The 26,964-nt window shown below is 39.0% G+C and carries 19 protein-coding genes and 2 pseudogenes; 8 read left to right on the top strand and 13 right to left on the bottom strand.

The window, feature by feature from the left end; translation table 11 throughout:
* Positions 1-158: 158 nt before the first annotated feature.
* Entirely contained in the window at positions 159-2,294 is a 2,136-nt protein-coding gene (locus J8L71_RS11420; protein WP_211000639.1) for a TonB-dependent siderophore receptor, read from the top strand.
* Positions 2,295-2,345: 51 nt separating this feature from the next.
* Here the strand turns inward: J8L71_RS11420 and J8L71_RS11415 are convergent.
* The 5 genes and pseudogenes from J8L71_RS11415 to J8L71_RS11395 all read right to left on the bottom strand — a co-directional run.
* A pseudogene (locus J8L71_RS11415) lies at positions 2,346-2,702 on the bottom strand (mechanosensitive ion channel family protein); the annotation flags it as partial.
* 164 nt (positions 2,703-2,866) lie between these two features.
* Complete coding sequence (locus tag J8L71_RS11410; RefSeq protein ID WP_247655279.1) at positions 2,867-3,688, bottom strand: mechanosensitive ion channel domain-containing protein; 822 nt, start codon at positions 3,686-3,688, stop codon at positions 2,867-2,869.
* A gap of 153 nt (positions 3,689-3,841) precedes the next feature.
* Positions 3,842-4,243: a DUF6691 family protein gene (locus J8L71_RS11405; RefSeq protein WP_211000638.1), complete on the bottom strand. Its 402-nt coding sequence runs from the start codon at positions 4,241-4,243 to the stop codon at positions 3,842-3,844.
* Between the two features lie 4 nt (positions 4,244-4,247).
* Positions 4,248-4,661, bottom strand: coding sequence for a YeeE/YedE thiosulfate transporter family protein (locus J8L71_RS11400; RefSeq protein WP_211000637.1), 414 nt, complete (start codon positions 4,659-4,661; stop codon positions 4,248-4,250).
* Between the two features lie 131 nt (positions 4,662-4,792).
* On the bottom strand, positions 4,793-6,217 hold the full coding sequence (locus J8L71_RS11395) for a sugar porter family MFS transporter (RefSeq protein WP_211000636.1): 1,425 nt from the start codon (positions 6,215-6,217) through the stop codon (positions 4,793-4,795).
* Between the two features lie 409 nt (positions 6,218-6,626).
* Between J8L71_RS11395 and J8L71_RS11390 the strand changes: the two genes are divergently transcribed.
* Positions 6,627-7,826, top strand: a complete 1,200-nt coding sequence (locus J8L71_RS11390) for a DUF3644 domain-containing protein (protein WP_211000635.1) — start codon at positions 6,627-6,629, stop codon at positions 7,824-7,826.
* A gap of 485 nt (positions 7,827-8,311) precedes the next feature.
* Here the strand turns inward: J8L71_RS11390 and J8L71_RS11385 are convergent, their stop codons facing one another.
* Positions 8,312-8,806 carry a dual specificity protein phosphatase family protein gene (locus tag J8L71_RS11385; protein WP_211000634.1) on the bottom strand — a complete coding sequence of 165 codons (495 nt, stop codon included), beginning with the start codon at positions 8,804-8,806 and terminating at the stop codon, positions 8,312-8,314.
* Positions 8,807-8,895: 89 nt separating this feature from the next.
* Here J8L71_RS11385 and J8L71_RS11380 point away from each other — a divergent pair, with 89 nt between their 5' ends.
* Positions 8,896-11,118 (top strand): exonuclease domain-containing protein, encoded by a 2,223-nt coding sequence (locus tag J8L71_RS11380; protein ID WP_211000633.1) that lies wholly within the window; start codon positions 8,896-8,898, stop codon positions 11,116-11,118.
* A 54-nt stretch (positions 11,119-11,172) separates the two neighbouring features.
* On the opposite strand, the gene J8L71_RS11375 is transcribed toward J8L71_RS11380, so the two are convergent.
* On the bottom strand, positions 11,173-12,057 hold the full coding sequence (locus J8L71_RS11375) for a DMT family transporter (protein ID WP_211000632.1): 885 nt from the start codon (positions 12,055-12,057) through the stop codon (positions 11,173-11,175).
* A 102-nt stretch (positions 12,058-12,159) separates the two neighbouring features.
* On the opposite strand from J8L71_RS11375, the pseudogene J8L71_RS18640 reads away from it, so the two are divergent.
* Positions 12,160-12,683: pseudogene (locus J8L71_RS18640) on the top strand (sel1 repeat family protein).
* 2 nt (positions 12,684-12,685) lie between these two features.
* Here J8L71_RS18640 and rsmS read toward each other — a convergent pair.
* The 6 genes from rsmS to dinG are packed head-to-tail and all read right to left on the bottom strand — an operon-like array spanning position 12,686 to position 17,508.
* Complete coding sequence (rsmS, locus tag J8L71_RS11365; RefSeq protein ID WP_082660570.1) at positions 12,686-12,838, bottom strand: pleiotropic regulatory protein RsmS; 153 nt, start codon at positions 12,836-12,838, stop codon at positions 12,686-12,688.
* A complete protein-coding gene (locus J8L71_RS11360) occupies positions 12,822-13,103 on the bottom strand; it encodes a late competence development ComFB family protein (protein ID WP_211000631.1) in 282 nt (93 codons plus the stop codon). The genes rsmS and J8L71_RS11360 overlap by 17 nt, the downstream gene beginning before the upstream one ends.
* A gap of 35 nt (positions 13,104-13,138) precedes the next feature.
* Complete coding sequence (locus J8L71_RS11355) at positions 13,139-14,047, bottom strand: histone deacetylase (protein ID WP_211000630.1); 909 nt, start codon at positions 14,045-14,047, stop codon at positions 13,139-13,141.
* Positions 14,047-14,655: a primosomal replication protein gene (locus tag J8L71_RS11350; RefSeq protein ID WP_058548335.1), complete on the bottom strand. Its 609-nt coding sequence runs from the start codon at positions 14,653-14,655 to the stop codon at positions 14,047-14,049. The genes J8L71_RS11355 and J8L71_RS11350 overlap by 1 nt, the downstream gene beginning before the upstream one ends.
* 1 nt (position 14,656) lies before the next feature.
* Positions 14,657-15,433 carry a TSUP family transporter gene (locus J8L71_RS11345; RefSeq protein WP_211000629.1) on the bottom strand — a complete coding sequence of 259 codons (777 nt, stop codon included), beginning with the start codon at positions 15,431-15,433 and terminating at the stop codon, positions 14,657-14,659.
* On the bottom strand, positions 15,433-17,508 hold the full coding sequence (dinG, locus tag J8L71_RS11340) for an ATP-dependent DNA helicase DinG (RefSeq protein ID WP_211000628.1): 2,076 nt from the start codon (positions 17,506-17,508) through the stop codon (positions 15,433-15,435). Before dinG ends, J8L71_RS11345 begins: the two co-directional genes overlap by 1 nt.
* A 192-nt stretch (positions 17,509-17,700) precedes the next feature.
* Here dinG and J8L71_RS11335 point away from each other — a divergent pair, with 192 nt between their 5' ends.
* The 4 genes from J8L71_RS11335 (at position 17,701) to J8L71_RS11320 (ending at position 26,890) form a co-directional block, all read left to right on the top strand.
* Entirely contained in the window at positions 17,701-20,046 is a 2,346-nt protein-coding gene (locus tag J8L71_RS11335; protein WP_211000627.1) for a DNA polymerase II, read from the top strand.
* A gap of 231 nt (positions 20,047-20,277) precedes the next feature.
* Entirely contained in the window at positions 20,278-23,166 is a 2,889-nt protein-coding gene (locus tag J8L71_RS11330) for a TonB-dependent receptor (protein WP_211000626.1), read from the top strand.
* A 64-nt stretch (positions 23,167-23,230) separates the two neighbouring features.
* Positions 23,231-23,470 carry a hypothetical protein gene (locus J8L71_RS11325; protein ID WP_211000625.1) on the top strand — a complete coding sequence of 80 codons (240 nt, stop codon included), beginning with the start codon at positions 23,231-23,233 and terminating at the stop codon, positions 23,468-23,470.
* Between the two features lie 531 nt (positions 23,471-24,001).
* On the top strand, positions 24,002-26,890 hold the full coding sequence (locus tag J8L71_RS11320) for a TonB-dependent receptor (RefSeq protein WP_211000624.1): 2,889 nt from the start codon (positions 24,002-24,004) through the stop codon (positions 26,888-26,890).
* The last annotated feature ends 74 nt before the right edge of the window (positions 26,891-26,964 follow it).

Here is a 26,964-nt window from a genome sequence, read left to right as displayed (position 1 = left end):
TATTAACTTCTACATAGGCGAGAACAAAATAACACCTTGTTTTAAATGATATTCGTTCTAAAACTTAGAAGGTTTTAGTAGAGTGCTTTCATTGATTGTGTAAATGATAAGAGTTATCATTTTAGTTGTTATCTAATTGCATTCTTCTAGGGACTTTCATGTTTAACCGTACTAATTTGGCGCTCAGTATTGCTGCGTCTCTTTCTGCTTTTTCTAATGTGGCATTTGCTGAACAAAATAACGATATTGAAAAAATAGAAGTAACTGGCCGTGCCCAGCAGTTTTACCTTGAAACCGAAAGTAAAATTGGGACTAAAACGGATTTAGACCTTATTAAATTACCGCAATCTGCACAGGTATTAACCGAGCAACTTATAATTGACCAAGCCGCACGCGATATTACCGATTTATACCGCTCAATAGCAGGGGTGAGTGAGTACAGTTATTCAGGCGTTACTTTTCGTGGTTTTAGAGACGATGCCAATGTATTTTACGACGGTGTACGCGGCGACCCATACTCGGGCTTTGGTGTACCACAATTATTTAATGTAGCACGTGTAGAGGTATTAAAAGGCCCAGCCTCGGCATTATACGGTGGCGGCGAGCCCGGCGGTATGATCAACTACGTAACTAAAAAGCCAAGCTACACACAAAAGCGTGAACTAAAGCTTACTTTGGGTAACTACAACACCCGAGGTGCATCACTTGATATGACCGATGGTTTAAGCGATACAATGGCTTATAGATTAGGTGGTTACTATGAGGAACAAGACAGCTTTCGTAACAATGCAGACTCAAAAAACACCGAGCTAACAGGCGGCTTATTATTTGATTTAAGTGATTCAACAACCTTAACCACAAGTGTTGACTACATTAAACAAGACCTAGGCGGAAATCGCTTACGTGGCGTACCGGTAGACGACAACGGCAATTTTTTAGTTGACCCAAGTTATAACGCTAATGAAGCGGTTGATTATCAAGATATGGAAGCATTGGTGCTTCAAGCCGAGCTAAGTCATTACTTTAGTGATGACTTTTCTGTAAATAGCACACTGCGCTACATGGATAACGAACGTGACCAAGGCTACCATGAGTCACAAAGTTGGGTAGATGTAAACGACGATGGCGTTGCCAATATTGATGACGAAACGATTAAACGCGAATACCGCAAGCAATATCGCGCTAACGAAGAAACAAGCTTAACTACCGACTTTGTTTATAGTTTTGAACATGGCCAATTGGCACACCAAGTACTATTTGGTGGCGACTATCACACCGTTGATACCGAATACGATTATTTGCGAGCGCGTTATGAAGCCGATGGTGTTACTAATTTAAACATATTTGACTTAAATTATGGCGAGACAGACCCAAGCACTTATAACTTTACCGACCTAGACCGTGATGGAATACAAAGCGACCGTTTTGGTATTTACCTGCAAGACGTTTTAAGTATTAACGAGCAGTGGACCGTTATTGCCGGCCTGCGTTACGATCATTTTAAAGAGCTAAATAAAGAAACGGGATTTAGTTATTCAGATAGCGATATAACCCCGCGCGTGGCTCTTACATACCAACCAGCTGATAACACCTCGGTATACATAAATTACTCAGAAAGCTTTAACCCTACCTCCTCAGAGGATCAAGAAGATATAGAGGGCGAGGGGAATTTAACGCCAGAAACCGGAAAACAAACCGAAATTGGCATGAAAAACCAATGGCTGAATGGCAAAATTATGAGCACCTTTGCTGTTTATCAAATTAATAAAGAAAACGTTGTACTAAGTAACCCTAATGACACGGGCGCGGGTGACGGAATTGCTGCACTTATTAATATAGGTGAAGTAGAAAGCCGTGGATTTGAAACAACGCTGGTGGGTGATTTAACAGAGAATTGGACTGTTACCGCTAATTACGCATACAACGACACAATTGTAATAGAAGGAGTCACCGGAGACTCAATTGGAGACACTTACGGTGACGGTACTCGTTTTGCTAATGCCCCACGCCATCAAGCAGGCTTATGGTCGCGTTTTGGCCTTGATAAAATAGACTCTTCGATTGCATTTGGGGTTAACTATGTCAGTGAGCAAGTTAGCCAAGATGGCCAAAAAGTTAAACCATTTACTGTGTTTGATATGAGCTGGACTACCCGCTTTGATGATGTGTTATTAAGTGTAAATATTAATAATGTATTTGACAAAGAATACGCAGTAAGCGGTTTTAGTGAGCGTAATGGTCACTTTCCTGGCAGCCCGCGTGAAATAGTAGGCCAAGTAACCTATAAATTTTAATACTTATTAGCGCGAGATTAATCTCGCGCTTTTTTGAGTATTACCTTATACCTATTTATCACTATTAAAATTAGCAGCTTCTTGTGCAGTGTTAATGGCCGTAATAGGGAAGGGGATCACAATACCTTCTTGGTTATAGCGTTTATGAAGCGCTTTAATAAATGCCGATTTAACCCAAAACCGATTAAAATACTCTTTTGCACGCAGCATTACGGTAAAATTAATGCTTGAGCTATCAAAGGTGTGATACACCACAAAGGTACTGTAATCATCAACGCCCCACTCATGATCAATCAGTACTTGGCGAGCAACTTCAAGCGTTACTTGCTCTACAAATTCTAAGTCTGAGCTGTAATGAACGCTTACATCAACAGGTACACTTAGCTCTTTTTCGAGGTAATAGTAATGAGGGCGTGTTGAACTTTGCGGATTGAAATTTGTTCAATCTAGGGGCGATTAAATCGCGGCGCGAGGTTTGTAACCTAGTGGGCTAAGTAAAAGCCGAGCAACAAAGAGTTTATCGCCCCTAGGCAGAACCCAAAGGGCAGCGCATGTTTGGTATTTATGCTGCGTTATCGCCTATTTATGGGGAATAACCACACTTCATAGGCTCTGCCTTGCCTAAAAACCAAACACGCTGCTGCAAATTCAATCATCAAAGAGCAGCACGCCCTACTAATACGCGATTTAGAAAGCTGACTATTAGGGATAATAATCATATTATTTGGCAGCATTTTAACCCACGTAGAGCGCCAGCCAATTTTTTCTACAAAGCCTTGCTCCTTTGATTCAAGCTCAATAAAATCCCCTACAAGTATGGGTTTATCAATAACAAGTTGTACGCCTGAAAAAAAGTTTTCAAGGGTGGGTTGTAAGGCAAGAGCCACAGCAAGCGAGGTAATACCCAATGAGGCAATAATAGGCGTAATAGAAATACCTAAAGTCCCCATTAAAACTAAAATCCCAACCGATAAAACGCTAACCCTAATAACGCCTTTAATAATACTTTGCGAATTAAAAATCACCGCCGACTCTTTGCTGTAATAATTAATTGTGCCAACAAAAAAGCGATCAAAAAATAAAATAATAGCCACTAAGCCCAGAATAATATTAATGGTCGAAAACGAAATAAAGTGCGGTATAGACTCATTTCTTATTAAAAGGCCTTGCTCTATAATGGTGAGTAGCACAATTATTGTGCAAAGGGTGAGCGGTTTAGAAATTGACTCTATAAATAAACTATCGAATATAAATTTGGTATGAGAGGTCCACTTTTTGAGCCAGTACATTATAAAAAAGCGGATACAAAACAAGGCTATAGTTAACGTAACTAAGCAAATAGCAATAACCACCCAAGGCTGCTCTGTTAGGTTGTAAAACGTATTAACAGACATTACAGATCCCTTTTTTAAAAACTTAAAGGGTAGAGCAGCAAGTTATGTACCTAAACTAATAGTTAGGTTAAGTAACTAAAGAGAGGCTATTTAAATAAGGTTAAACTGGCAAGCTAATACCTGCCAGTTTTAATAAAGGGTAAATCGTTAAGATCATACTTTTTTAGCTATCCACATACCGCCAAGTACGGCTGCAAAAAATAACCAAAACTCCATTTTAAGTGAGGTCAGTTGTACAAGCCCCGGACCTGGGCATATTCCGCTTAAACCCCAGCCCAAACCAAACAATACCGAGCCAGTTATTAGCCGAGGGCTAATATTTTTAACATCACTTAAAGTAAACGTTTCACCAAGTAGTGGTTTATCTTTTTTAGCAACCCAAAACCACGTAAGCATCATTATTCCCATAGCTACCGCCATTACAATAATTAAACTGCCATCCCATTGGTTTTGAAAATTTAAAAAGTTAAGTACTTTGTCAGGATTTGTCATACCACTAATGATAAGCCCTAAACCAAATATAAACCCCAAAATAACATGAATTACTGCTGTCATTTTTTTACCCTACCAGATTTGCTGTAATTATAGCCACGGCCATAAATGTACATGTTGAAACCCAAGAACGGGTAGAAAAGCGCGACATACCACATACGCCATGGCCGCTTGTGCAGCCGTTAGCTAAAGAGGTGCCCATACCAACAAGTAACCCAGCTATAACAATAAGCACCGGTGATAAGTTCAGCTCACTTTCTAATAAAGACGGCGCAAATATACGTACAGCAATACCGGCTAATAATAGCCCTACAATAAAGTATAATTTCCAACGCGACTCAGCCGTTTGCTTATTAAAAACAGATTTAACAATGCCTGATATACCGGCTATTTTTCCGTATAAAACCAGTAATAGTGCGCACGCTATTCCTATTAACGCACCCCCTATAGCTGCCGCTATAGGCGTAAACTCTGTAACCATTTTATATTCCCCAAACAACCGACACACCTAGGCCTGATTGCTCCATTTCAATTGATATTGGTTGATTTGGCGCTAAGCAGTTGGCACCCGATACCTTTTTAGCTGGCGATTAATATCACCGCTTTTAAAACCTACATAGACTCAAGTGTTTTACCACGGGTTTCTGTAATGTATTTAGCCACAAAAAATATGCTAATAAGTGCCGATAACGCGTAAAAGCCGTATGCACCTGCAAGGCCAATATTAGCCAGCATAATAGGGAAGGTCATAGTAATGGCAAAGTTAGCAATCCACTGTGCGCTTGCAGCAACAGCGAGCGCTGCGCCGCGAATACGGTTATTAAACATTTCGCCTAATAACACCCACACAACAGGGCCCCAACTTAAACCAAAAAACACTACAAATAAGTTAGCCATTATGAGCGCAAACGTACCCATGTTATCGCTAAGTGCGAGCTTGCCTGCTTCATCAAGGCCTGCGCTGCCAAATATATAAGTAAGCGTACTTAAGCTAATAAACATGCCAATACTGCCTACTAATAGCAGTGGTTTACGGCCAATTTTGTCAACTAATGCAATCGCAATAAAAGTAGATACAATATTAGTAGTGCCTGCTAATACATTTATAAATAGCGATTGCGACTCGTCAAACCCAGCGGCTTGCCAAAGCTCAGAGCCGTAATAAAACACCACGTTTATACCCACAAATTGCTGAAACACACTCAGCGCAACACCCGCCCATACAATTGGGTGTACTTTTTTACTGCCATCAATAAATAAATCGCGAATACTCGGCTTTTTATCGCTACGCAAAGAGCTTTTAACATCGCTTATTTGCGCATCAACGTTATCGTTCGATATTTTACTAAATACCGTTTTTGCATCGTCCACTTTACCTTGCGCCACTAAATAACGAGGCGACTCAGGAATAAACAACACACCCACTAAAAACAGTATTGCAGGCACAAGCTCAGCCCAAAACATCCAGCGCCAAGCGGCTATATCAAGCATTAAAATATTTTGCGCACTACCTGCTGCATCAGCAATTAAATAGTTACTTAAAAACGCAGCAAATAACCCCAGTACAATAGCGAGTTGCTGTAATGTAGCTAAACGACCACGAAGCGCGGGTGGTGCAACCTCTGCAATATAAGCTGGCGCCAATACCGATGCAGCCCCAATACCTAAACCACCAAATAAGCGGTAAAAAATAAACTCGGCCGAGCTTTCGCTAATGCCCGACCCAAACGCGCTAATAGCAAAAATAATCGCGGTGATGATCATAATTGCACGGCGACCAAACTTATCAGCCAGCGGCCCCGCAGCAAGTGCCCCCACGGCGCAGCCTAATAATACCGAGGCTACGTTAAAGCCCGTAGCCACACTGCTTGAATTGAAGGCATTACCGAGTGCCGACACCGTGCCGTTAATAACGCCCGAGTCAAAACCAAATAAAAAGCCACCAATAGCAGCCACGGCAGAGATAAAAATTACATAAAAAAGAGAGGTGTTTTCAGCTGTGTTGGCTGAGTGGGAAGGCGGTGTGTGCGTTGTCATTGTATGCCCTGAAGTTAAATTGAATATAAAGGAGCATAATATCGTAAAGCGCTATGGCTGAATACATTTGTGCAGGTATAACGATTTAGCGGGGATAAATTAAATTTTTTTTAAAGGCTTTAATTTAAAGGTATTAGTTTAAATGCGTTAGATTCAATACTTTGAAATTAAGTAGCGCCTTTTAAATAACACATGCTAAATTTTGATAAACAATGTGCTTTGTATAGTAAGTGCCTGTTTAGCCAATATTACTGCTCTCACCCTTTTGGTGTGTTTTTGCAATTACATAAACTGATATGAGGTTTAGTAATTGTTTACAAGTGATTATTTGGTGGTTAAGGTGAATGCATTATAAAACGACAAATGTCGTAGATAATTTTGTTAGCAAGCAATTGTACATGGAGTGTAAATGCCTAGAGTTGATAAAAGGGTTCTATTATTAGATTTCTTCAGAGAGAAAGAAAAAGAAGGAAGATCTTTTACTTTTCAAGAAGCAGCTGAAAAAACAGGTTATAGCCCTAAGAGCGTTAATAAATATATATCCGAAAAGTTAAAAGGAAAATTTATATTTAAATCTGAAAAAGGTGGCTGGGTTTCTGAGGGATGTTCTCAGCTATCGAATGACGATTTTGTCCGTTTAATGTCACAAAGTGCCGCTGCAAAAGTACTAACGTCAGATGAGAAAATTTATCAAAAGCTAATAAAACGTAGCCTTGATGCATTTACACTTGCCTTAGAAGTTTATAATCGCCCAAGCTTAAGTAATCGAGTTGAAGCTTTTGCTATTATGATGGTTAATTCTTGGGAGTTATTTTTAAAAGCTGAAGTTTTATATTCATTAGGTCATGAGAAGGTTTTTTATTCCAATGGTAAAAGTATTAGTATCTCAAATGCTTTACCGCTGCGATTACAAAATAATGACCCCGTAAAAAAGAACATTGAAACATTAATTCAGCTAAGAGATCATGCTACTCACCTTCTTATACCTGAGTTACAACCTCAACTATCACGACTTTTCCAAGCTAATGTTTTAAATTACCAAGAACGTTATAAAAATCAAATGGGCAATTCCCCACTATCAGGACAAAGTGTGGGAATGTTGAGTTTAGTCATTGATGGACCAGAACCTGAATTAGGCGTTATAAAAGAATCATATGGTGAATTAACGGCCAAAGAAGTTTTCACTTTTTTAAAACAGTTTGATGAAACTAGTAAAGATGTTGATTCTGATAAATATACAATATCAATCGATTATAAGCTTAAGTTATCTAAAAAAACGGATGAAGCGGATCTCACTTTGAGTACAGGTTTAGACGGGCAACAGGCAGTGATAATCACTACAGCAAAAGATCTGAATGCTACTCACCCGTATACTACTAATTCTGCAATCGAGCAAATCAACCGAGATCAGTCAGAGTTGAAGGTTACGTCTTACTCGTTTCAAGCAGTACTTTTTAAGCATAAAATTAAGGCAAATAACAACTCTGAATATCACAACTACACAGATATCCATCGATATTCTGCTAAATTTGTAAACTGGTTTGTAAATAATCTAGTTAAACAAAACAACTGGTTAAAGAGTGCTGTTGATTCATATAAGAAACGGTGAAGTTACTCGTTTCTCGCTGGCCCCCCAAACTGCGCGGCGATTTAGTTTTGGTGCTTACAAACTATAATCAAATTAGCGCTACGTTTTAGTTGCCCATAAGCGGGCTTTACGTGTTTAGGAGTAAAATTTGACTTTTATATGTATTGGTATAGTTACTTTGATTCTTACTTACTACACTCAAATCAAAGCCGGTGATAAGTGGAACAATTTTTTAGTTTACGTATTTTCTGGTTCAACGTATTTTTGTGCTTATATTTTAATCGACATTGAGGCTAATGTGTTCGACATTGTTTATAGTATTTTTTCGATATTTTTTATATTTTCAACGTTATTTATTACTTTGCTAATAAAACCCGATAAGCCTAGATAAATATTATTGATATAACACATAACAAATAGTTAAGCGTTATCAATCGCTAATCCATAGCTAGCTTAAAAGTATTTTTAGCACTATTCATAGTGCTAAATCTTCCCCAGCCGATGTATTACACCTCAAAGTTATTAAAGTATTCTTTTTGCAATTCTATAGTTAGTGCTTTAGGGCGAATGCCCTGTACTAGGCTGTATACCTCTTCTTTTGTGTAACCTGCCGAATTTAAAATAAGTGCAGCCACCAACCCTGTGCGACCAGTGCCGCCTTTACAATGTATGGCAATGGTTTGTTTTTGCTGTATGGCTTGAAGTATGTCGGTTTTGTGGGTGTTCCAGCTTGATGTAAAAGGCTGTTTGGGTGCTTCGTCGTCATTTATAGGTAAATGAAACCATGTTATACCGTGCTTATTGCACTCACTATTAATTGTTTCTACGTTGTTTTTTTCAAGCTCTTTTTGCGGCATAAGCGAAAGCAGCATGTGAGTGCCAGCCGCCTTTAATGTAGCGATTGAATCCGCTAGGTTTTGCGTTTTTGTGCCTGGGCAAGGGGTAAAAATAATATTTGCGCCGTTATTGAGTGATAAAACATCGTACGGGTGCGCGCTCATGGTAAGTCCTTTATTTTTAATAAATTTACTTTTATATGCTCACTATAGCGTGTTTTAGTTACAAGTTTAAGATTGAATAATAAGCACAAATGCTAGATACTGTTTTTATATACAGTTGTGGCGATGTTATGAAAAAAGAATTACCAGCAAAATACTATTTAGCGCATTTTAGAGAGCTTATTGAGTTTGTAACAAGTAAATGTATGCATTTACTTGAGCCCAAGCACAGCCAATTTATTAGTAAAATTAACCAACTAGATGAGCAAAGCCAATGCATGTTGGCACGCGTGTATTCGCGCAAGCCTTATTTAGTGCAGGCGCAATCGCTCAATTATGAAGAAATAACCTCGCCGCATCAGGCTATTTATACCCTAAAAACAGCGGGTATTTTATATGAGCCAAACGCGCAGCATTACAAGCTACTTATAGCGCATTTAACTAAGCCCATGCTGGTGGAGTTACTCAGTAATTACAGTGAGCAAGTAAGCTTTAAAAAAAGCGCAGCAAAAGGCGAGTTAGTTAGTATTGCGTGCCAATTTTTTAGTGATCGCGCAGATGATCTCGCCCCTTTATATAGCCAGTATGTCATTAATAACCGAGAAGATTATTACGAGTATTTTGAGTTTTTATTTGCAGGGCGCTTAAGTAGTGGCGATGTAAATCATCAAAATCGCTTTGTTATGCGCGATTTAGGGTTAACCGCTACCCGCGAAGGGCACAGCGAGAGCTTGTCGCGCTTTAATACACTCGCTGAGGCGCAATCTAATTATGTTTTAAACCGTTACCGTTTAGCGTTTAAAAACATTGGCAAAACAGCCGGTACTGCAAAAGCTGAAACCTTGGATGACATAACGCCTTACACCGAACTTGCGCATTTAGTTTTAGCGCAACCGGCATATGGCGCACAAGCGCACGATATTAAAAACAAGCTGCTGGTTAGGCTGTATAAACAACTTAAAAATACCGATAGCGAACTTGCCTTTAGCCTACTTGAAGGCTGCACCGATTACGCCGAAGCCCAAGAAATTCAAATAAGAGAGCAATACCGTTTAGGTAATAAAGAGTGGGTAAAAGCGCAGCTAGAGCAAATAATAGAAAATCCGCTCACCGACGACCTACTGTACTTTGCGGACGACTTTTTAATGCGTAAGTTTAATAAACAAACGCGTTCGCGCTTAAGCACTATGCTAGCCGACACCCAATGTGTACTTGAAATTGACGAAATTTACCGAGGGGATGTAGAGCAAGGCGTAAATGAGCATTACACCGCAAAAGGGTTAACGGTTTTTAATACCGAAAACACCTTATGGCAAAGCTTATTTGGTTTAGTATTTTGGCACGAGTTATTTATTGAATCGCCATACCCGCCGTGTAATGAATTTGATATTTACCCGCAAGTTTTGCAGCTTGGTAATTTTTATGAAGCACAAAGCACGCAAATTGACGCACGTTTAAAAAGCTGTAGTACTAATCAGACGCTGCTTAATTTGGTATGTAAACATGCCGCGCAATACTTTGAGCAGCCCAATGGCTTATTTAGATGGCGCAGCAATTTATTAGAGCCACTAGAGGCGCTTATTTTAAACAGCCCGCTTGAGGCGTTAATTGCGCACTTAACGGCCATGAGCAAACAGTATTCACAGCTAAAAGACGGCTACCCCGACTTAATGATTATTAATAATGGCCAAGTACATTTTGAAGAGGTAAAAGCCCCAGGTGATAAGCTTAGGCGCAACCAGCTTACCACCATTGATAATTTAAAAAATGTAGGCTTTACAGTACATATTGCCGCAGTTAAGTGGTTTGTAGACCCTGATCGTGTTTACAGCGTGGTTGATATAGAAACCACGGGCGGCTTAAAAGGTGGTAACCGCATTACCGAAATTGGCATAGTTAAAGTACAGCACGGTAAAGTAATAGATACCTGGACGACTCTTATCAACCCGCAGCGCCATATACCCGGTTTTATTACTAAACTAACCGGCATAAGCGATGGCATGGTTTACAACGCACCTGTATTTGCCGATATAGCACAGCCACTACTAGATAAACTCGCAGGCAGTATTTTTGTAGCCCATAACGTAAACTTTGATTACGGCTTTATTAAAAAAGAGTGCGAGGTTGCAGGGCACTTTTTTAAAATGCCAAAAATATGCACCGTGGTTGAATCGCGCAGAGCGTTTAAAGGGTTAAAGTCGTATTCGCTTGGTAGCCTTAGTGTGCATTTTAATTTAAATTTAACCAGCCATCACCGCGCCTTGGCCGATGCAACGGCTACTGCTGAGCTGTTATTGCTTATTCAGCAATCCTAGAACAATGAATAAACAGTAGTCTTAACGTAAAAAGTAGTATGTACTTTTAAGCACTTAGCTTGTTTTAGCTAAGTGTTTTTTTCGTGGTAAAAACCCAGTAACCAGCATAGTGCCCACAATAACAAATAATGCGCCTAAAAACGTATTTGGCCCTATTTGCTCATCTAAAATCAAATGCCCCCAAAATATGCCAAATAGCGGAACTAAAAACGTAACCGTTAAAGCAGAGGTTGGGCCTATATCGTCAATAAGTTTAAAAAATAAAATATAAGCAAGCGCTGTACACACTACACCAAGGGCTAAAACGCCGAGCATAACGTTGGTGGTTGGCACTTCACGCATTGGCATAAATAAAATAAGGGGCAGTACCATAAAACTCGCTGCCCACATTGAGCCGTGTGCGTTATCGAACGGTGCAAGCTTTGGCGCATTTTTTGTGTAATGGGATGCAATGGCATAACAAAGCGAAGCGCTTAATGCTGCGACTATGGCTATTATTGATTGGCCATTTAATACAAAATGATTTTGCCCAACTAAAATTGCCACGCCTATTAAACCCAACAGCAAGCCTAAAACCATACTCTTAGTAGGCTTGGTTTTACTCCAAATAATACCTACAACTGCGCCCCAAATAGGGGTTGTTGAATTTAAAATAGATAACGTAGATGCGCTAATAGTTTGCGCGGCATAAGCAAAAAGCAAAAAAGGTAGGGCGGAGTTAAGTGCGCCAATTATAAAAAAGTGCTTTGTGTGCTCAGTAAACGCCAAGCGGCGTTTTAAGTACAGCGCCACTATAAATAGTGTGAGTGCCGCAAAGCCCACTCTAAACTCTATTAACACCGCGGGCCCTAAGCTATTCGCGGCCATTCGCATAAATAAAAATGAGGCGCCCCAAATTGCAGCCAGAAAAAATAGCCTAAGTAAACTTGCTAAGCTCATGATAGTATTTTAATTATACAAATTAGATTACAGAATAACAGGCTTTGCAAAGAGTGTAAGCCAGATTCTGTACTTGCATATAAAAATAATAAAGGACTCGTTATGGTTAGGTATTTATCAGTTGCTGCAGTTTTGGCTGTGAGTTTATTAAGTGGGTGTGGGTCGACCCCAGTTAACCTATACAGCGACAATACAATGAAGAAAAAAGAATACAATGGGATTAAAGCGTATAAAAAGGGGCTGTATGAACAAGCTTTTGATGATTTAAAAGAGCCTGCAGCACTTGGGTATAAAAGTGCTCAATATACGCTGGCGTTTATGTTTTTAAAAGGCCAATACTTGGAGCAATCTACTAAACTTGGGATGGGCTGGCTAGGCGTTGCAAAAAAGCGGGGGGTGAAAATTGGTGTGCGCAATACGATGCATTTTACAGTGCAGCGGCTACGCAGTAAAAACAACAAATAGAAGAAACTGTGGCGTTGTATATAACGCAATTTGGCGTTAAAGCGCAAAATATGATCTGTCGTCGTTCAACTTCGCCTAGGCGTACATTTTGCGAAGTTAAAATTGATTTCACTAAGCACGAAGGTAGCGTTACCCAGCACGACATAAAAACAATAGAATAGCGTTATGGCTTTTCTAGCTTTTTTTCAAAGTCGCTTTTTACAATATCGAGTGCTTTTAAAACCTCTTCTGGGGCAACATCATGTTGTTCCAAAAGCATAATTAAATCTACAGCAAGTTTTACATGTGTAGGGGCTTGATCAAGTGGATTGTTCATTTAGATCTTTCTTTTTAGATATTTGACTAATAGCGACATCAATAGCTGTTTGAACGCGCTCTTCCATATGAATTCGCTCACTTTGTGGCAAATAAAAGGCCATATCTACATCGTAGCGAATATAGCGAGGGGGAAGTTGATTGAGCACCGTACAACAAAAGTCGGCCATAACATCTTCTGTGTAAACTTTATCTAGTTTACGTTTGAGGATTTCTTCAACTACTATTTTTTCGTAAAAGTTATGTATGTCTTCATGTAATCGCATCTTACTTCCCTAAACAACCATCGCATTTTATGAGTTTATACTAAGGCTGGGTATAAATCGACTGCAGCTTTAAATAGTTGTTTATGAACATTAACTAGCGAATTTACATTACGCTGATAGCCTCCGCCAAGTGCGCACATGAGCGAAATGTCATTCATTTTACAATAATTGAGTATGTAATAGTCTCGATTGTAAACTCCCTCAAGGGAGACATTAAATAAGCCAAGTTCGTCTTTTTGGTAAATATCTGCCCCTGCGTTATATAAAATAATGTCGGGGTTGTGAATGCGGTCGCAGAATTCGAGTGCTTGTTTAAGGGTGGATAAGTAGTCGGCATCAGTTGTGTTGGCCGGGATTGCAAAGTCGTAATCGGATTGCTGCTTTATGCGCGGAAAGTTTTGTTCACAATGTATAGAGCAAGTGATTATATTATTTTTATTTCGCGTTATTTGTGCGGTGCCGTCGCCTTGATGTACATCGCAATCAAAAATTAAAACCGTATCGGCTTGATTTGTATTTATTAAATGCGCTGCTGCAATAGCAAGGTCGTTAAAAATACAAAAACCGCTGCCATAATCACTGTATGCATGATGATAGCCACCACTTAAATTAGCGCTAAAACCATGCTTTAGCGCGTGTTCGCTACCTTGGATACTTGCACCAACCGATAATAAAGTGCGCTCTACCAATTGATTTGAATAAGGAAAACCCATTTTTTTAATGGCTTTGTTGCTAAGTGACCCGTTTAAAAAGTCATTAATATAAGCTTGATTATGGCTAAGCAAAAGCTGAGCAAGCGTTGCTTTTATAGGCGAAGTAAAGTGATTAGCCGTTAAGCCTAGGTCTTCAATTTCTGCTTTGAGCAGTTGGTATTTTTGAATTGGAAAGCGATGGCGCTCAGGAAGCGTTAAAGCAGAATAAAGCGGGTGGTAAAAAAGCTGCATTAGCGTAGCTGTTGTTTTTCGACTTGTTGAATTTTATCTTCGGTGGCCGAAATTGCTTTACGGCATCTGCCTAATCGAGCATGTGTTGTTAAAATTTCCATATTAAGCTTTTGTGCTTGCGCTGGTGTGGCTTTTTCCATTTGCAGCTTACGCTCTTCAATCATTAATACTAGGCGGCGTTCAAACTCATGGTTTTGTTTAAGTTCGTCGTATAGCTCGTGTGACGATTGCATGATTTTTTGCACCGCTTGTTTATAAACTTTATTTTTTGGACGTGGCTTAAAGTGGCTTTTGTTTTCTTTTGTCCAAATAGGCGTTGATTTAATAACACTAAACACGGCTTGCACTTGATTACCTATTCGCTCAAGAGCGTAAGTATATGCGTGGCGATGTTCGCTGGGTGGTAGGCTTGCTATTTCATCTTCTATTTCTGTTACGTAGTCGGCAAGGTTCATACTTTTAGTACTAAAAACGCCGCGATCAAACAAGCTTGGCTGAGCTTGCATATAACGGTTTTTAGAAAACAATTTAGCTTTATCAAATTGCTCGGCTTGTTGTTTAAGCGTGGCAACTTGTTGGCGTAATTTATCTAACGCGTTTGCTAGCATTTTATAGGTAAGCCTCGTAAATAAGTTTTAATGCTAAAAGTATAACCATAGTATTAAATACCGGGCGTATAAATTTTCCGCCAAAACGGATGGCTGAGTGTGCACCAATCCAAGCGCCGAACATTATAAATAACCCCATAATTAAGCCCAGTAAAAAGTTTACGTGGCCAAGCGCTACAAAGGTTATGAGCGATATAAAGTTAGATACAAAGTTCATTGAGCGAGCTAAGCCACAGTTAAGTAGCAAACTCATTTTATAAAACAGGCTGTTTGATGCAGTCCAAAAGGTCCCAGTTCCTGGGCCTGCTACGCCATCAAAAAAACCTAAAGCTAACCCTTGCAGCCACTGCTTAACTTTTAAAGCGGGGTTTTTTGAAGGTAGTTCGTCGCCTTGCGTGGTACTTAAGCTGCCAAATAAGCTGTAGCATGCCACCATTATAATAATGATAGGTAAAAGCTTGTTTAAAAAATCTATACTTAAGTGATCCACGACCAACGTGCCGATTAGTGCACCTATAGCGGTGGCTAGTATGGAGCTTGCCCAAAACTTAGGACTAAATAGGTTCTTTTTATAATATGTATAGCTGGCCGTTAATGAGCCAAAGCTCGCAGCAAGTTTATTGGTACCAAGTGTTAAGTGTGGTGGTAAACCCGTAGTTAATAGTGCAGGTACTGTAAGTAATCCGCCTCCACCGGCTATTGCATCAATAAAGCCTGCGGCCAGTGCCGCTGCGCACAAAACTGCCAGTGTAGTTGGATCTAAAGCAAGTTCAAACATTAATAATCTATTTGTCTTTTAAAAGGTGGTAAGGTGTCGAGCATGGCTTTACCGTAGCGCTTGGTAATTAAGCGCCTATCGAGAATGGTTATACAGCCTTCATCGCTCTCTTTTCGCAGCAGTCTACCACAGCTTTGTACCAATTTCTTTGCGGCATCGGGCACTGTAATAGACAAAAACGGGTTACCGCCTTTACTTTGTACAAATTCTGCTTGAGCCTCTTCTATGGGTGATGTTGGCACAGCAAACGGAATTTTTGTAATAATTAAATTTTCTAAATATTTGCCAGGTAAATCAAGCCCTTCTGAAAGACTTTGCGTACCAAATAAAATACTGCCTTTACCGTCATCAATATTTTGAGTGTGCTTTTTAAGCAATGCCTCTCGCGACATTTCGCCTTGTACTAATAAGTTAAAACCTTTTGTTCTAAGAAACTTAGCCACATGATCCATTTGCCAGTACGATGCAAACAACACTAGGTTAGCTTTTTTAGTACTTAAATACTCTGGCAGAGTTTGCGCTAAATGGTCGCTAAAGGCTTTATCGGTTGGTTCTATTTTACTAACCGGAATTCTAAGTGTTGCTTGTTTAGGGTAATCAAAAGGAGAGGGGACCTTAATAAACTTAACACCTTCCTCTTTGGCTAAACCACTTTCGTAAGCAAAATGATCAAATGAACCAAGGGCACTTAAAGTAGCAGAGCATAAAACTGCACCTGCGCATTCATTCCACAATTTATCTTTTAGGTAGTAACCTACTTCAATTGGGCAGTCGCTTAATAAATGATCGTGATGGCTTTTATACTCTAGGCGCTTTATCCACCTAGCATGTGGTGCGCCTTCTCCTTTATTTGCATAGCTGTACCAAAGTTTATTTAACTGCTCTAAGCGGTTTATGTATTGCCCGCTTTCGGCTAAGACAGGGTCGGCAACATAGGGTTTTATATCACCATCGCTTACATCTTGGGTGAGGGTGTCGTGCATTTTGTTTAAGCAGCGTAGTGCATCTAGTGTGGCATCGCTTATATCTTTAGCTTTGCTATGCAACGATTTAGGAATTTCGCCATGTTCAAAACGATATGTGTCGTCTTTAGAGTATTCAAAGTCGGCGTTATCGAGAATATCACGTACTACTTTTAAATCTTTATTGGCGTCATTAATGCTGTCGCACAGTTTGAAATTTTGACCAATGGCTTTTTGACCAACGAGTACCTTAGACATTTTGCCACTAAATTTGGTGAGTTTATCTAGCCAGTCTATGGTGCCTTTAATAGTGGCTGCCGCCGATGAAAAGTCACGGGTAATATGCGCTAGGTGATGCGCTTCATCTATTACATAAATAGTATTGTCGGGCTCGGGTAATATTTTACCGCCACCTAAATCTAAATCAGCAAGTAGTAACGAATGATTAATTACCAGTACATCCATTTGCATAAGCTGATTACGAGCCAGCTGAAAAGGACAAGTTTGGTGCGATTTCATTTGGCGCTGACAGGCATGTTTATCGCACGCGATTAAATTCCACACTCTGTCAGGGATGGTGTCGGCCCAGCTGTCCCTGTCGCCTTGCCATTTTTTATTAACGTATGCATCGTATAAATCTTTGAGGCACTTGGTTTCCATATCACTTAATGGTGAGGTAAGTGTTAGCATAAACTCCATTTGCGTTTGGCTATCACCATTAACTGCGTTATGTAGTTTATGGGCGCAAATGTAGCGCTGCCTACCTTTTACCAGGTCAAACTTAAAGTCGAGCCCAGAATGCTTTTTAAAAAAAGGCAGCTCTTTAGCAATTAATTGCTCTTGCAATGCCACGGTAGCCGTAGAAATTACCAGCTTCTTTTTTTGTGCAAGGGCAAGCGGTAAAGCACCTAAACAATAAGCAAGTGATTTACCAGTACCCGTGCCTGCCTCAATTACGCATATACGCTGTTTTTTGTGGTATTCGCCGGCAAGCGTTTTTGCTATTTCGGCGACGAGGTAGTTTTGGCTACTACGCGGGCGATAATCAGTTAGGTTATTAGCCACATGCTGGTGTACTTGCCTAATTGTTTTTTTTAGTGAGTCAGAAAGCATGGGATGATTTGCCTAAACTATGTATATAATTACAGTGCTATGGATTTTAGAGTCATAAGAGTGTAACTACAAGCAACGATGAGATTAAATTAGTAAATAAAGTTTATTAATGTTTATTTAAATTGATTGTATGGCTTATAGAATTTTGAATTAAGTAAAAACTTACATATGTATGTATAAGGTTTATTAATAGTGTATCTAACAGCCGGTTTTATAGTCTCTTCTCACGCTTACGATACTGAAAACGGTATTTGTTACGAGGCGTGGTTTTGCAGCGATAATGGGCCAATTAAAACAGTATCAACAAACGAGAGGGCACTTTTTTTTGTTAAAAGCACAGATGCTGAAAGAGTGAGTGAAATTTTAACGGCTGAATCACTTTATTTTACTATAAAAAACTTACCTCTAAAAAACTTTCAGCAGCAAAGCGTTTCTGCGTGTTATTTTAGTTCACTTAAGCATTTTTACTCAGCAGCTAAAATATTAAAACAATATGGTGTTTTACTGTATGAAGAGGATATTCGCCCGATAGAGCGTTATTTAATGGAGCGTTTTATAAAAGGTGGGGCATGGATAACGGGTAACGCGTTTACTAAAAATGGTTATACGCTAGTAACGGATGCTAAATTAAAAGCGAATAAAGCGTATTCTCCAACTCTTAATAAGCTTTCATTAGATATTGAGTGTAATGAAAGCGGGGTTTTGTTTTCAATAGGACTAGTTGGCTGCGGCTTAGATTGTGTTTTAATGATTGGCGAGCCTAACAATAATGCTGATAAATTAGACTTTGATATTGTTTGGTGTGTAGATGAGGCAGAATTACTCAATAGGCTTGAGCATTATATTCAGCTAAGCGACCCTGATGTAATAGTCGGTTGGAACGTAATAGAGTTTGACTTTGCTGTTATTCATGAAAGAGGGGAAGCCCTCGGTATTAAATTAATGCTAGGAAGAGCAGAGCAACCTTTATATGTAAGAAAAGGGAATTTTACACGGGTGTCCATTCCTGGAAGGTGCGTTATTGATGGCATAGATACTTTAAAAAACGGTACATACAGTTTTGAAAGTTTTTCATTAGCAAACGTTTCAAACGACGTGTTAGGAGAGTCTAAATTAATAGAATCAGCCAATAGCTTACAAGAAATCATCCGGCAATTTAATGAAGATAAACTTTCTTTAGCAAAATATAATCGGCAGGATTGTATTTTGGTAAATAAAATTTTTGATAAATTAAAACTGCTAGATTTTGCTGTTATTCGAACTCAATTAACAGGGCTAGAACTTGAAAAAAAAGGTGGCTCGGTTGCAGCCTTTATAAATATGTATTTACCTTTATTGCATCGCAGCGGCTATATTGCCCCGAATATGGGTGATCACGGTTTAACATTTGAAAGCCCTGGTGGCTATGTAATGGAATCTATTCCTGGGCTTTATAAAAACGTTATTGTTTTGGACTTTAAAAGCCTGTATCCGAGTATTATGCAAACCTTTTATATAGACCCACTTGGGCTTATTGAGGGGCTCAAAGAGCCAAGTGAAAGTGTGCAAGGTTTTAACGACGCTGCTTTTTCACGCGACAAACACCACCTACCGTTACTTATTAAAAGCTTAGCGGCTCAAAGGCAGCTTGCTAAAGATCAGAAAAACTCAATGCTTTCTCAGGCCATTAAAATAATAATGAACAGTTTATATGGTGTATTGGGCTCTAAAGGGTGCCGATTTTACGACCCTAGGTTATCAAGCTCTATTACTCTGCGTGGGCATGAAATAATGCAACAGACCAAAAAGTGGACAGAAGATCTTGGTTACAGTGTTATTTATGGAGATACGGATTCAACATTTGTAAAGTTAAATGATGAACTAACACCAGATGAGTGTAATGAAGTTGGAAAGTTTTTAGCAGAGAAAATAAATACAGCGTGGAAAAACGAGATTAGAAAAACACACAATTTAACAAGCCATTTGGAAATAGAGTTTGAATCTTATTATAGTCCCTTCTTTTTACCTACCATTAGAGGCAAATCTGTCGGATCTAAAAAGCGTTATGTAGGTAAATTAATTAAACCTGACGAATCAAAATTAGTATTTAAAGGGCTAGAAACAGTAAGAAGCGATTGGACCAAATTAGCTCAGCAGTTCCAATTTGACCTATTTACTAGTCTTTTTGATGGAAATCTAAACATAGAGCACTTAATAAAAGATTACACAACGAAATTATTTAAAGGTGAATTTGACGATTTACTTACTTTTAAAAAACGGTTAGGTCAAAACTTAATCGATTATAAGAAAAACATCCCTCCCCATGTGCAAGCAGTCAAAAAGCACCAGAAAAAAAATAGCGAGTTTGTAGTGAATAGAGGCGAATTTGTTACATTCGTTTACACAACTACTGGAGTTGAGCTGTATCAGGGCTCACATAACTATGACTATCAGATTTATATGGAAAAACAGATTGTCCCTCTATTTGAAATGGTGTCTTTTGCATTGAATTTAAATGTTAATATCTTGACTGGATTTCAGGCTAGCCTCCCTATTTAATTTTGTTAATAGCAATTGTTTTATCTGCCCGTTCAGTTTTATAACTAAAATAAAACATTTCCGCCTGTTTTTTGAGCTGAAAGTGTTTTTATTGTAAATTATTAGTAACTTTAACTGGATTCTTTATCAGATTTGTTTATTATTTGTCGTGGTTACTGTTAAATTTATGTAACCTTAAAAATAATTAAATAATAGTCACTACTCATAAGTAGTGACACCAGGGAGAATCAAATGTTAAACAATCAAGTAGCAAAAGCTGTGCGTGTTGCACTCGCTTTTGGAGCAGCTTCAACCGCTGCCTTCTCTGCTAGTGCTATGGCTGCTGAAGGCGCTGAAAAAGTAGAAAGAATTGAAGTAACTGGTTCGCGCATTAAAAGAACTGATATGGAAGGCGCAAATCCAGTACAAATACTATCACGCGATGATTTAGTCGCTTCAGGCATAGGTAATGTTGGTGATATCCTTCAAGAGATCCCTTCAGTTGCTGGTGCTGGTACTAATGCCTCTGTTAACAACGGGGGCTCAGGCGCGGTTCGTGTATCTTTACGTGGTTTAGGTTCATCAAGAACCTTAGTATTATTAAATGGCCGCAGGATGGTTGCGTCGGGTAGTGGTGCTAACTCATCTGTAGATTTAAGCACAATCCCTACCGCAATTATCAAGCGTGTTGAAATCCTAAAGGATGGTGCTTCTGCAATTTATGGTTCAGATGCTATCGGCGGTGTAGTTAACGTGATCACGCGTGACGATTTTGAAGGCTTTGAAGCAACAGCAAGCTATGATGCCTCTACACACGGAGGTGATGGTGAAACAAAAAGCTATGATTTTACAGTGGGTTTAACAAGTGATAAAGGCAGCGTGGTAGCGAGTGCATATTACGTTCAGCAGGGGTCGCAGTCTTCAGGTGATAGAGATTGGTCTAAATTTTCTTTAGATATGGATCACACAGGTGAGCTTACTAAAGGTGGTTCTTCTGCTCCACCATGGGGTCGTTACAACGGTATAGATGGTTCTATTGCTGGCGAAGACTGTTCATCTTTTACTCATGGTGCAGCTAATGGCCCCGGCCAATCTGATCCAAGCGATTTCTCTAACCCAACCGGCTACGACTGTTGGGATTGGGATAAAGACACTTATAATTTCGCACCCGTAAACTTTCACTTAACCCCTGCAGAACGTTACGGTGTGTTTGTTCAAAGCAATTATGAGTTTTCTGACCATGTTCGTTTTTTCTCGGAAGTTAGCTTAAACCGTCGTATCTCAGATACAAAACTTGCCCCTTTACCGCTTGCACCTTTAGCATTTTTTGGTGTAACTGATGCTAATTACTCTGCTGATAACTATTATAATCAGCAATTTGGCCCTAAAGACAGAAATGGTAACTCAGTTGAAATTTCTGATTGGCGCCGTCGTATGGTCGAAACTGGCGGTCGAGATACCCAATTTCGTGTAGATACAGTTCGTGCAGTTGTTGGTTTTGAAGGCGATATCAACGATGATTGGGGCTATGAAGTTTCATATATATTCGGCTCTAGTGATTCTACAACAAAGCGTGAAGGTGGAGTAAATTTTGAAAAAGTGTCACAAGCTGTAGGACCTTCATTTCAAGATGTTGACGGCAGTATTGTTTGTGGGACAGTAGACAACCCAATTCCTGGTTGTACATCATTAAATGTATTTGGTATCCCAGGAACTGATACCCAAGTTACTCAAGAAATGCTGGACTTTATTTCGTTTGAAGCACATGACTTTGGTTCAAATGAGCAGCAAATTATTAGCGGTAGTGTATTTGGTAGTGCATTTGAATTACCAGCAGGTAGTTTAGGTATGGCTTTTGGTCTTGAACACCGCGAAGAAAAAGGTGGTGACTTCCCTGATGCACTAATAGCGCTAGGAATTACATCTGGTTCTAGCCGTCAAGAGACGTCAGGTAGTTATACAGTCGATGAGGCTTATGCTGAGTTTAACGTACCACTACTTTACGATGCGCCTTTTGCTAAGGTTCTTGAGCTAGATCTAGCTATTCGTTATTCTGATTATGATACTTTTGGTGATACTACAAATCATAAAGTAGGTATTAAATGGTCTCCTATGGATGGTCTTATGTTCCGCGGAACTTCGTCTACTGCATTTAGAGCACCATCAACTTCTGACTTGTTCTCTGGTGCATCAGATAATAGTCCTGAAGTTTCAGACCCATGTGCTACAAATCCAACATCGTTCTGTATAGCTGATGGCGTCCCAGCAGCTGGTTTTGAGCCTATCGGTGATCAATTATCTTCTACTTTAGGTGGTAATCCAGATTTACAACCAGAAGAAGCAGATATTTTCACTGTTGGTGTTGTTTATAGCCCAGAGTTCGTTGACGGTTTATCCTTCACAATCGATTACTGGGATATTGAATTAGAAAATGCAATCAGCTCTGTAGGTGAGCAGCTCATTCTAAACAAATGTGCTGAAAGCGGTACTTACTGTGATCAAATCACTCGGTATACATCAGGTATTCTAGCTGGTAACTCAAGTGACATTGATAACAGAAACATAAATGTGGGTGGTGTTGAATCATCAGGGTATGATTTTAACGTTGCGTACGCAACTGATACATCAATCGGTTCATTATCAGCAAGTTTAGATGCAACTTATTATGATGACTATACAATAACCCAAGCTGATGGTTCAACACTTCAAAATGCTGGTTACTACCGAAGAAATAGTGGAGATGGTAACTTCCCTGAGTGGAAAACAAACCTTAATGTTTCTTTAAGTCAAGAAAACTGGTCTGCGACTTATGCTCTGCGTTATATTGGTGAAGTTGAAGAGAACTTTACAAATATTGATCCAGAAGATTTAGCAGATGTTAATTCGTCATTTAGAACAGAGGCCGTGAATATTGGCGGTGTTCTTGATTCTTATGATGTTATTAGAACGGTTGATTCACAAGTAATTCATAATGTACGCTTTAGTTACTTCCTTGATAATTACACAGCTACTGTTGGTATCAATAACTTGCTTGATGAAGATCCTCCGTATGCAGCAACAGGTTTTAATGATAATACTGACCCTCGTACCTACAACACGACTGGTCGTCATATTTTCTTGACTCTTAACGCAAAGTTCTAAATAAAATATAAATAATTTTAAAGCGCTAATACTTTATTAGCGCTTTTATTTTTACGGGAACAAAATGAATAAACTAATTATAATTACTGTCAGCTTACTATTATCATCTGGTTGTAGTTCGCTAAGTGATGACTCTCTGAGTAGTAATGAAAATATGGTATGTGAAAAAAAAGCAGTAACGGGTAGTAATATTAAAAAGCGTACATGCATGTCAAAAGAATTAGCAGAGGAAATACGCAAAAAAAACCAAGAAGCTATGAGGGAAATCAACAAAAGAGGTAACATTTACCAAGATAGAAATTAAGTGATAGAGGGTTTACCTGAGCTTTTAAAGTTTAGATGATTATGAGGTAATCTTAATTGTAAACCCACTTGATTCAAGCAATCAACTTCCCAGCTTTACGCCATACCTAAGGTATTATAATATTATCTCAATGAGTTAGGGCTAACTTTTAGCTTTAATTAACATTAGATATGATCTACTTTTAATCCATTAAAAATAACAACAATACCTTATCTACTAAGCATTACAACTCCTCATTTATGCCGTGCCTAGAATAAAAAATAATAACTTTTATTAATCCAATCGGAAGGTCTTTAGTATACATCAAACCAAGCATTGTTTCACTTACCTGTATATCCATTTAATTTAAAAACTGTAACGTGTTAATTAACTGTTTTTAAGTGATTGTAAATGGATGTATTTATTTGGTTAGCGAGGTGTTGACCTTTTAGTTGTGAGAAATTACTATTCGAGTCGGAATTGTTAATGTGATTAATTATATTACATTACATTTTAAAGTAAAAATAAAAATAGAATTCTAGGGAGAATCACATGTTAAATAATAAGGTTTCAAAAGCTGTTCGCTTAGCGATTGCTTTTGGCGCAGCTTCTACAGTAGCTTTTACAGCAAACACTTTCGCAGCTGAAGATGAGGGCGCTGAAAAAGTTGAACGTATAGAAGTGACTGGTTCGCGTATTAAACGTTTTTCAGAAGTGTCACCTACTCCCGTAACCACAATTACGGGCGAAGAACTATCTAATGCAGGTATTACAAATGTATCTGACTTATTACAAAAATTACCTTCATCGGGTGTAGGCTCAGCACCAACAACGACAACAAACACTATTTTCGGTGCTGGTATAAATACCACTGACTTACGCCAACTTGGAGAAGGTCGTACTCTAGTACTAGTTAACGGTCGTCGATACGTTGGTGCTTCAGTGGATAATCCTGCAGTTGATTTAAATGGTATTCCAACAGAGATGATTGAACGAATGGATATCGTTCATGGTGGCGCCTCTGCGGTGTATGGCTCTGATGCTATAGCGGGTGTAGTTAATATAATCCTGAAAAAGTCGCAGGATACAATTGATTTTAACTACAAAAAATCTATTACCGAGCAAAGCGGCGGTGAAGAAGAGTCTTTTTCATTCACATTTGGTGGTGAAGACGACAAGATTAGTTTCATCACTAGTTTATCATATTCTGAAACTGAGCAATTAGAAGCACAGGATCGTGATTTTTTACGTAACCCAGTTTCTGGAATGCTTAACCCTGACAATGTTTCTGATGACGATGGTATACCACAGAATATTTTAGCTACAGGTGAGTATGCTGGGCTACAAACATTAGGTTATTATGATCGCGCAGGTGATGCTTTTCTTCCTAACGGACATGTTGTATTTGAAGATAATGGTGCATTTAGCCCTGTTACTGTGGGTGGTGTGACAAGGCCTGCCCCGAATAATCAACTAAGATACTTCGGTGATGGCTTTTCAAATGGCTATAAATTTATTGAACATCAAGATTTAGCAACTCCACTAAATCGTTTTAATGTCTTTACAAACGTTGTGAATAATTACGCTGATGATCATTCAATGAACTTTGAAATCTCTTTTTCTAAAGCAAGTGCATACGCAGAAAGCAGCCCAATTTTCCTTGCGGAATCAATTCGCTCTGATAATGCATTTTTACATCCAGATGCTAAAGCACAATTAGATGAGGCAGGTCAAGACTCAGTTACAATTTATAAGTTAGCTTCGGGATTTGGTAATCGTACTTATGAAGATGATCGCACAACGCTAAATACGACACTTTCATTTCAGGGTTTGTTACTTGATGAATTTGATTACGAAGTTTATTTTAGTTATGGACGTAATAAAAACGATACAACATGGAATGGTGAATTCCTATCAGAAAATTTTAATAAGGCAATAGATGCGGTTGAAATTGATGGCGCAATTCGTTGTGCGGATCGTGATTCTGATGGAACACTTGTTGGTGCTCTCGACGGTTGTCAGGCATTAAGCTTGTTTGGTCTAAATGGAGCCTCTCAAGAAGCGCTTGATTATGTAACTACGTCGGCTTCTATTTCGAAAGTTAAGCAACAGCAGGTTATTGGTGGGGTTATTTCAGGTTATGCATTTGATATGCCTGCGGGCGGTGTATCTTTTGCTTTAAGTGCCGAGCATCGTAAAGAAACGGGTTCAAACGAACCTGGTGCGGCTATGCAAAATAACTTAGTATTTGGTAATTTCGTTAAAGCTTGGGATGGTGAGTTTACTGTTGATGAGATTGGTGTAGAAATGTCAGTTCCATTATTAGTTGATGCGCCATTTGTTGACTCACTGAGCTTGGAATTAGCTGCGCGTTACATGGATTATTCTTCGGTAGGTGATAATGTAGCGTGGAAGGTTGGTTTTAACTATGCGATGAATGATCAACTTCGATTCCGTGGTACAAAATCTAAGTCAGTACGTGCTCCATCATTGTCTCAACTATATTCGGCCGGTACCCAGTCGTTTGCATCTTACGGTGACCCATGTGATCAAACGAATATATCTACAGCGACTGATAGTAAGAAAGCAAATTTAATTGCTAACTGTCAAGCTGCCGGTATTCCTAACCCAGGTACTACAGTTGGAGACTGGAGACCATCTGATGATTGGAGAAGTGTTACTCCACCAAGTGTGAATTCAGGGAATCCAAATCTTCAAGAAGAGACGTCTGATGATACTTTGTTTGGTGTTATATACACACCTACAGAAAACATCACTTTAATTGCGGATTACTGGAGCTTTGATGTTGAAGACGCAATTAACTCTCTTGGTGCACAGCGCGTGGTTGATGACTGTTATGAAGCTTCAAGCTTAGATAATAGTGCTTGTGACTTGGTAGACCGAGATCCTATAACCCTTGATATATCTGAAGTCCGAAATGGCCCATATAACTTGGCGTCTTATGCTTTAAAAGGGGTTGATTTAGAAGGTACTTATAAATATGAATCAAGCTACGGATTATTTAATGTTCGTTTACTTGCGAGTTACTTAGAGCACAGAGAGTTTAATACAGATGTTTCAAGTGATGGGTATGAGCCTACACCTACAGTCGGTGAGGTAAGATATCCACGTTGGCAGGGTAATTTAACGCTTGGTTATACTTATGATGATTTATATATTGGTATGATTGGTAAATACCGTCATTCTACAGTTCAAGATAGAGAGTGGACTATTGAAAATAATAATTACAATGATGTTCCTTCTTATACGGAATGGTCATTAAATGGACGTTATAACGTAAGTGAAATGATAGAGGTTAGATTAGGTATTTCTAACTTATTTGATATCACACCGCCAAGAAATCCAGAGACTTATGATGATGGTGAGTTTTTTGATGTATATGGCAGACGCTTTAATTTAGGCTTGAATTTACGTTTTTAAGATTAGCTAACTTTATAAACTAAATTTATAATAAAAAGCCTACTGAACTTCAGTAGGCTTTTTTATTACTATTG

Origin of the sequence: Pseudoalteromonas sp. MMG007 (assembly GCF_018100985.1) — a bacterium.
Classification (GTDB): Bacteria; Pseudomonadota; Gammaproteobacteria; order Enterobacterales; family Alteromonadaceae; genus Pseudoalteromonas.
This window is presented reverse-complemented; position numbering and strand designations above follow the sequence as displayed.

Coding starts and splice junctions, on each gene's coding strand:
- J8L71_RS11420 (WP_211000639.1), top strand. CDS start 159: ATGTTTAACCGTACTAATTTGGCGCTCAGTATTGCTGCGTCTCTTTCT.
- J8L71_RS11410 (WP_247655279.1), bottom strand. CDS start 3,688: ATGTCTGTTAATACGTTTTACAACCTAACAGAGCAGCCTTGGGTGGTT.
- J8L71_RS11405 (WP_211000638.1), bottom strand. CDS start 4,243: ATGACAGCAGTAATTCATGTTATTTTGGGGTTTATATTTGGTTTAGGG.
- J8L71_RS11400 (WP_211000637.1), bottom strand. CDS start 4,661: ATGGTTACAGAGTTTACGCCTATAGCGGCAGCTATAGGGGGTGCGTTA.
- J8L71_RS11395 (WP_211000636.1), bottom strand. CDS start 6,217: ATGACAACGCACACACCGCCTTCCCACTCAGCCAACACAGCTGAAAAC.
- J8L71_RS11390 (WP_211000635.1), top strand. CDS start 6,627: ATGCCTAGAGTTGATAAAAGGGTTCTATTATTAGATTTCTTCAGAGAG.
- J8L71_RS11385 (WP_211000634.1), bottom strand. CDS start 8,806: ATGAGCGCGCACCCGTACGATGTTTTATCACTCAATAACGGCGCAAAT.
- J8L71_RS11380 (WP_211000633.1), top strand. CDS start 8,896: ATGCTAGATACTGTTTTTATATACAGTTGTGGCGATGTTATGAAAAAA.
- J8L71_RS11375 (WP_211000632.1), bottom strand. CDS start 12,057: ATGAGCTTAGCAAGTTTACTTAGGCTATTTTTTCTGGCTGCAATTTGG.
- rsmS (WP_082660570.1), bottom strand. CDS start 12,838: ATGAACAATCCACTTGATCAAGCCCCTACACATGTAAAACTTGCTGTA.
- J8L71_RS11360 (WP_211000631.1), bottom strand. CDS start 13,103: ATGCGATTACATGAAGACATACATAACTTTTACGAAAAAATAGTAGTT.
- J8L71_RS11355 (WP_211000630.1), bottom strand. CDS start 14,047: ATGCAGCTTTTTTACCACCCGCTTTATTCTGCTTTAACGCTTCCTGAG.
- J8L71_RS11350 (WP_058548335.1), bottom strand. CDS start 14,655: ATGCTAGCAAACGCGTTAGATAAATTACGCCAACAAGTTGCCACGCTT.
- J8L71_RS11345 (WP_211000629.1), bottom strand. CDS start 15,433: ATGTTTGAACTTGCTTTAGATCCAACTACACTGGCAGTTTTGTGCGCA.
- dinG (WP_211000628.1), bottom strand. CDS start 17,508: ATGCTTTCTGACTCACTAAAAAAAACAATTAGGCAAGTACACCAGCAT.
- J8L71_RS11330 (WP_211000626.1), top strand. CDS start 20,278: ATGTTAAACAATCAAGTAGCAAAAGCTGTGCGTGTTGCACTCGCTTTT.
- J8L71_RS11325 (WP_211000625.1), top strand. CDS start 23,231: ATGAATAAACTAATTATAATTACTGTCAGCTTACTATTATCATCTGGT.
- J8L71_RS11320 (WP_211000624.1), top strand. CDS start 24,002: ATGTTAAATAATAAGGTTTCAAAAGCTGTTCGCTTAGCGATTGCTTTT.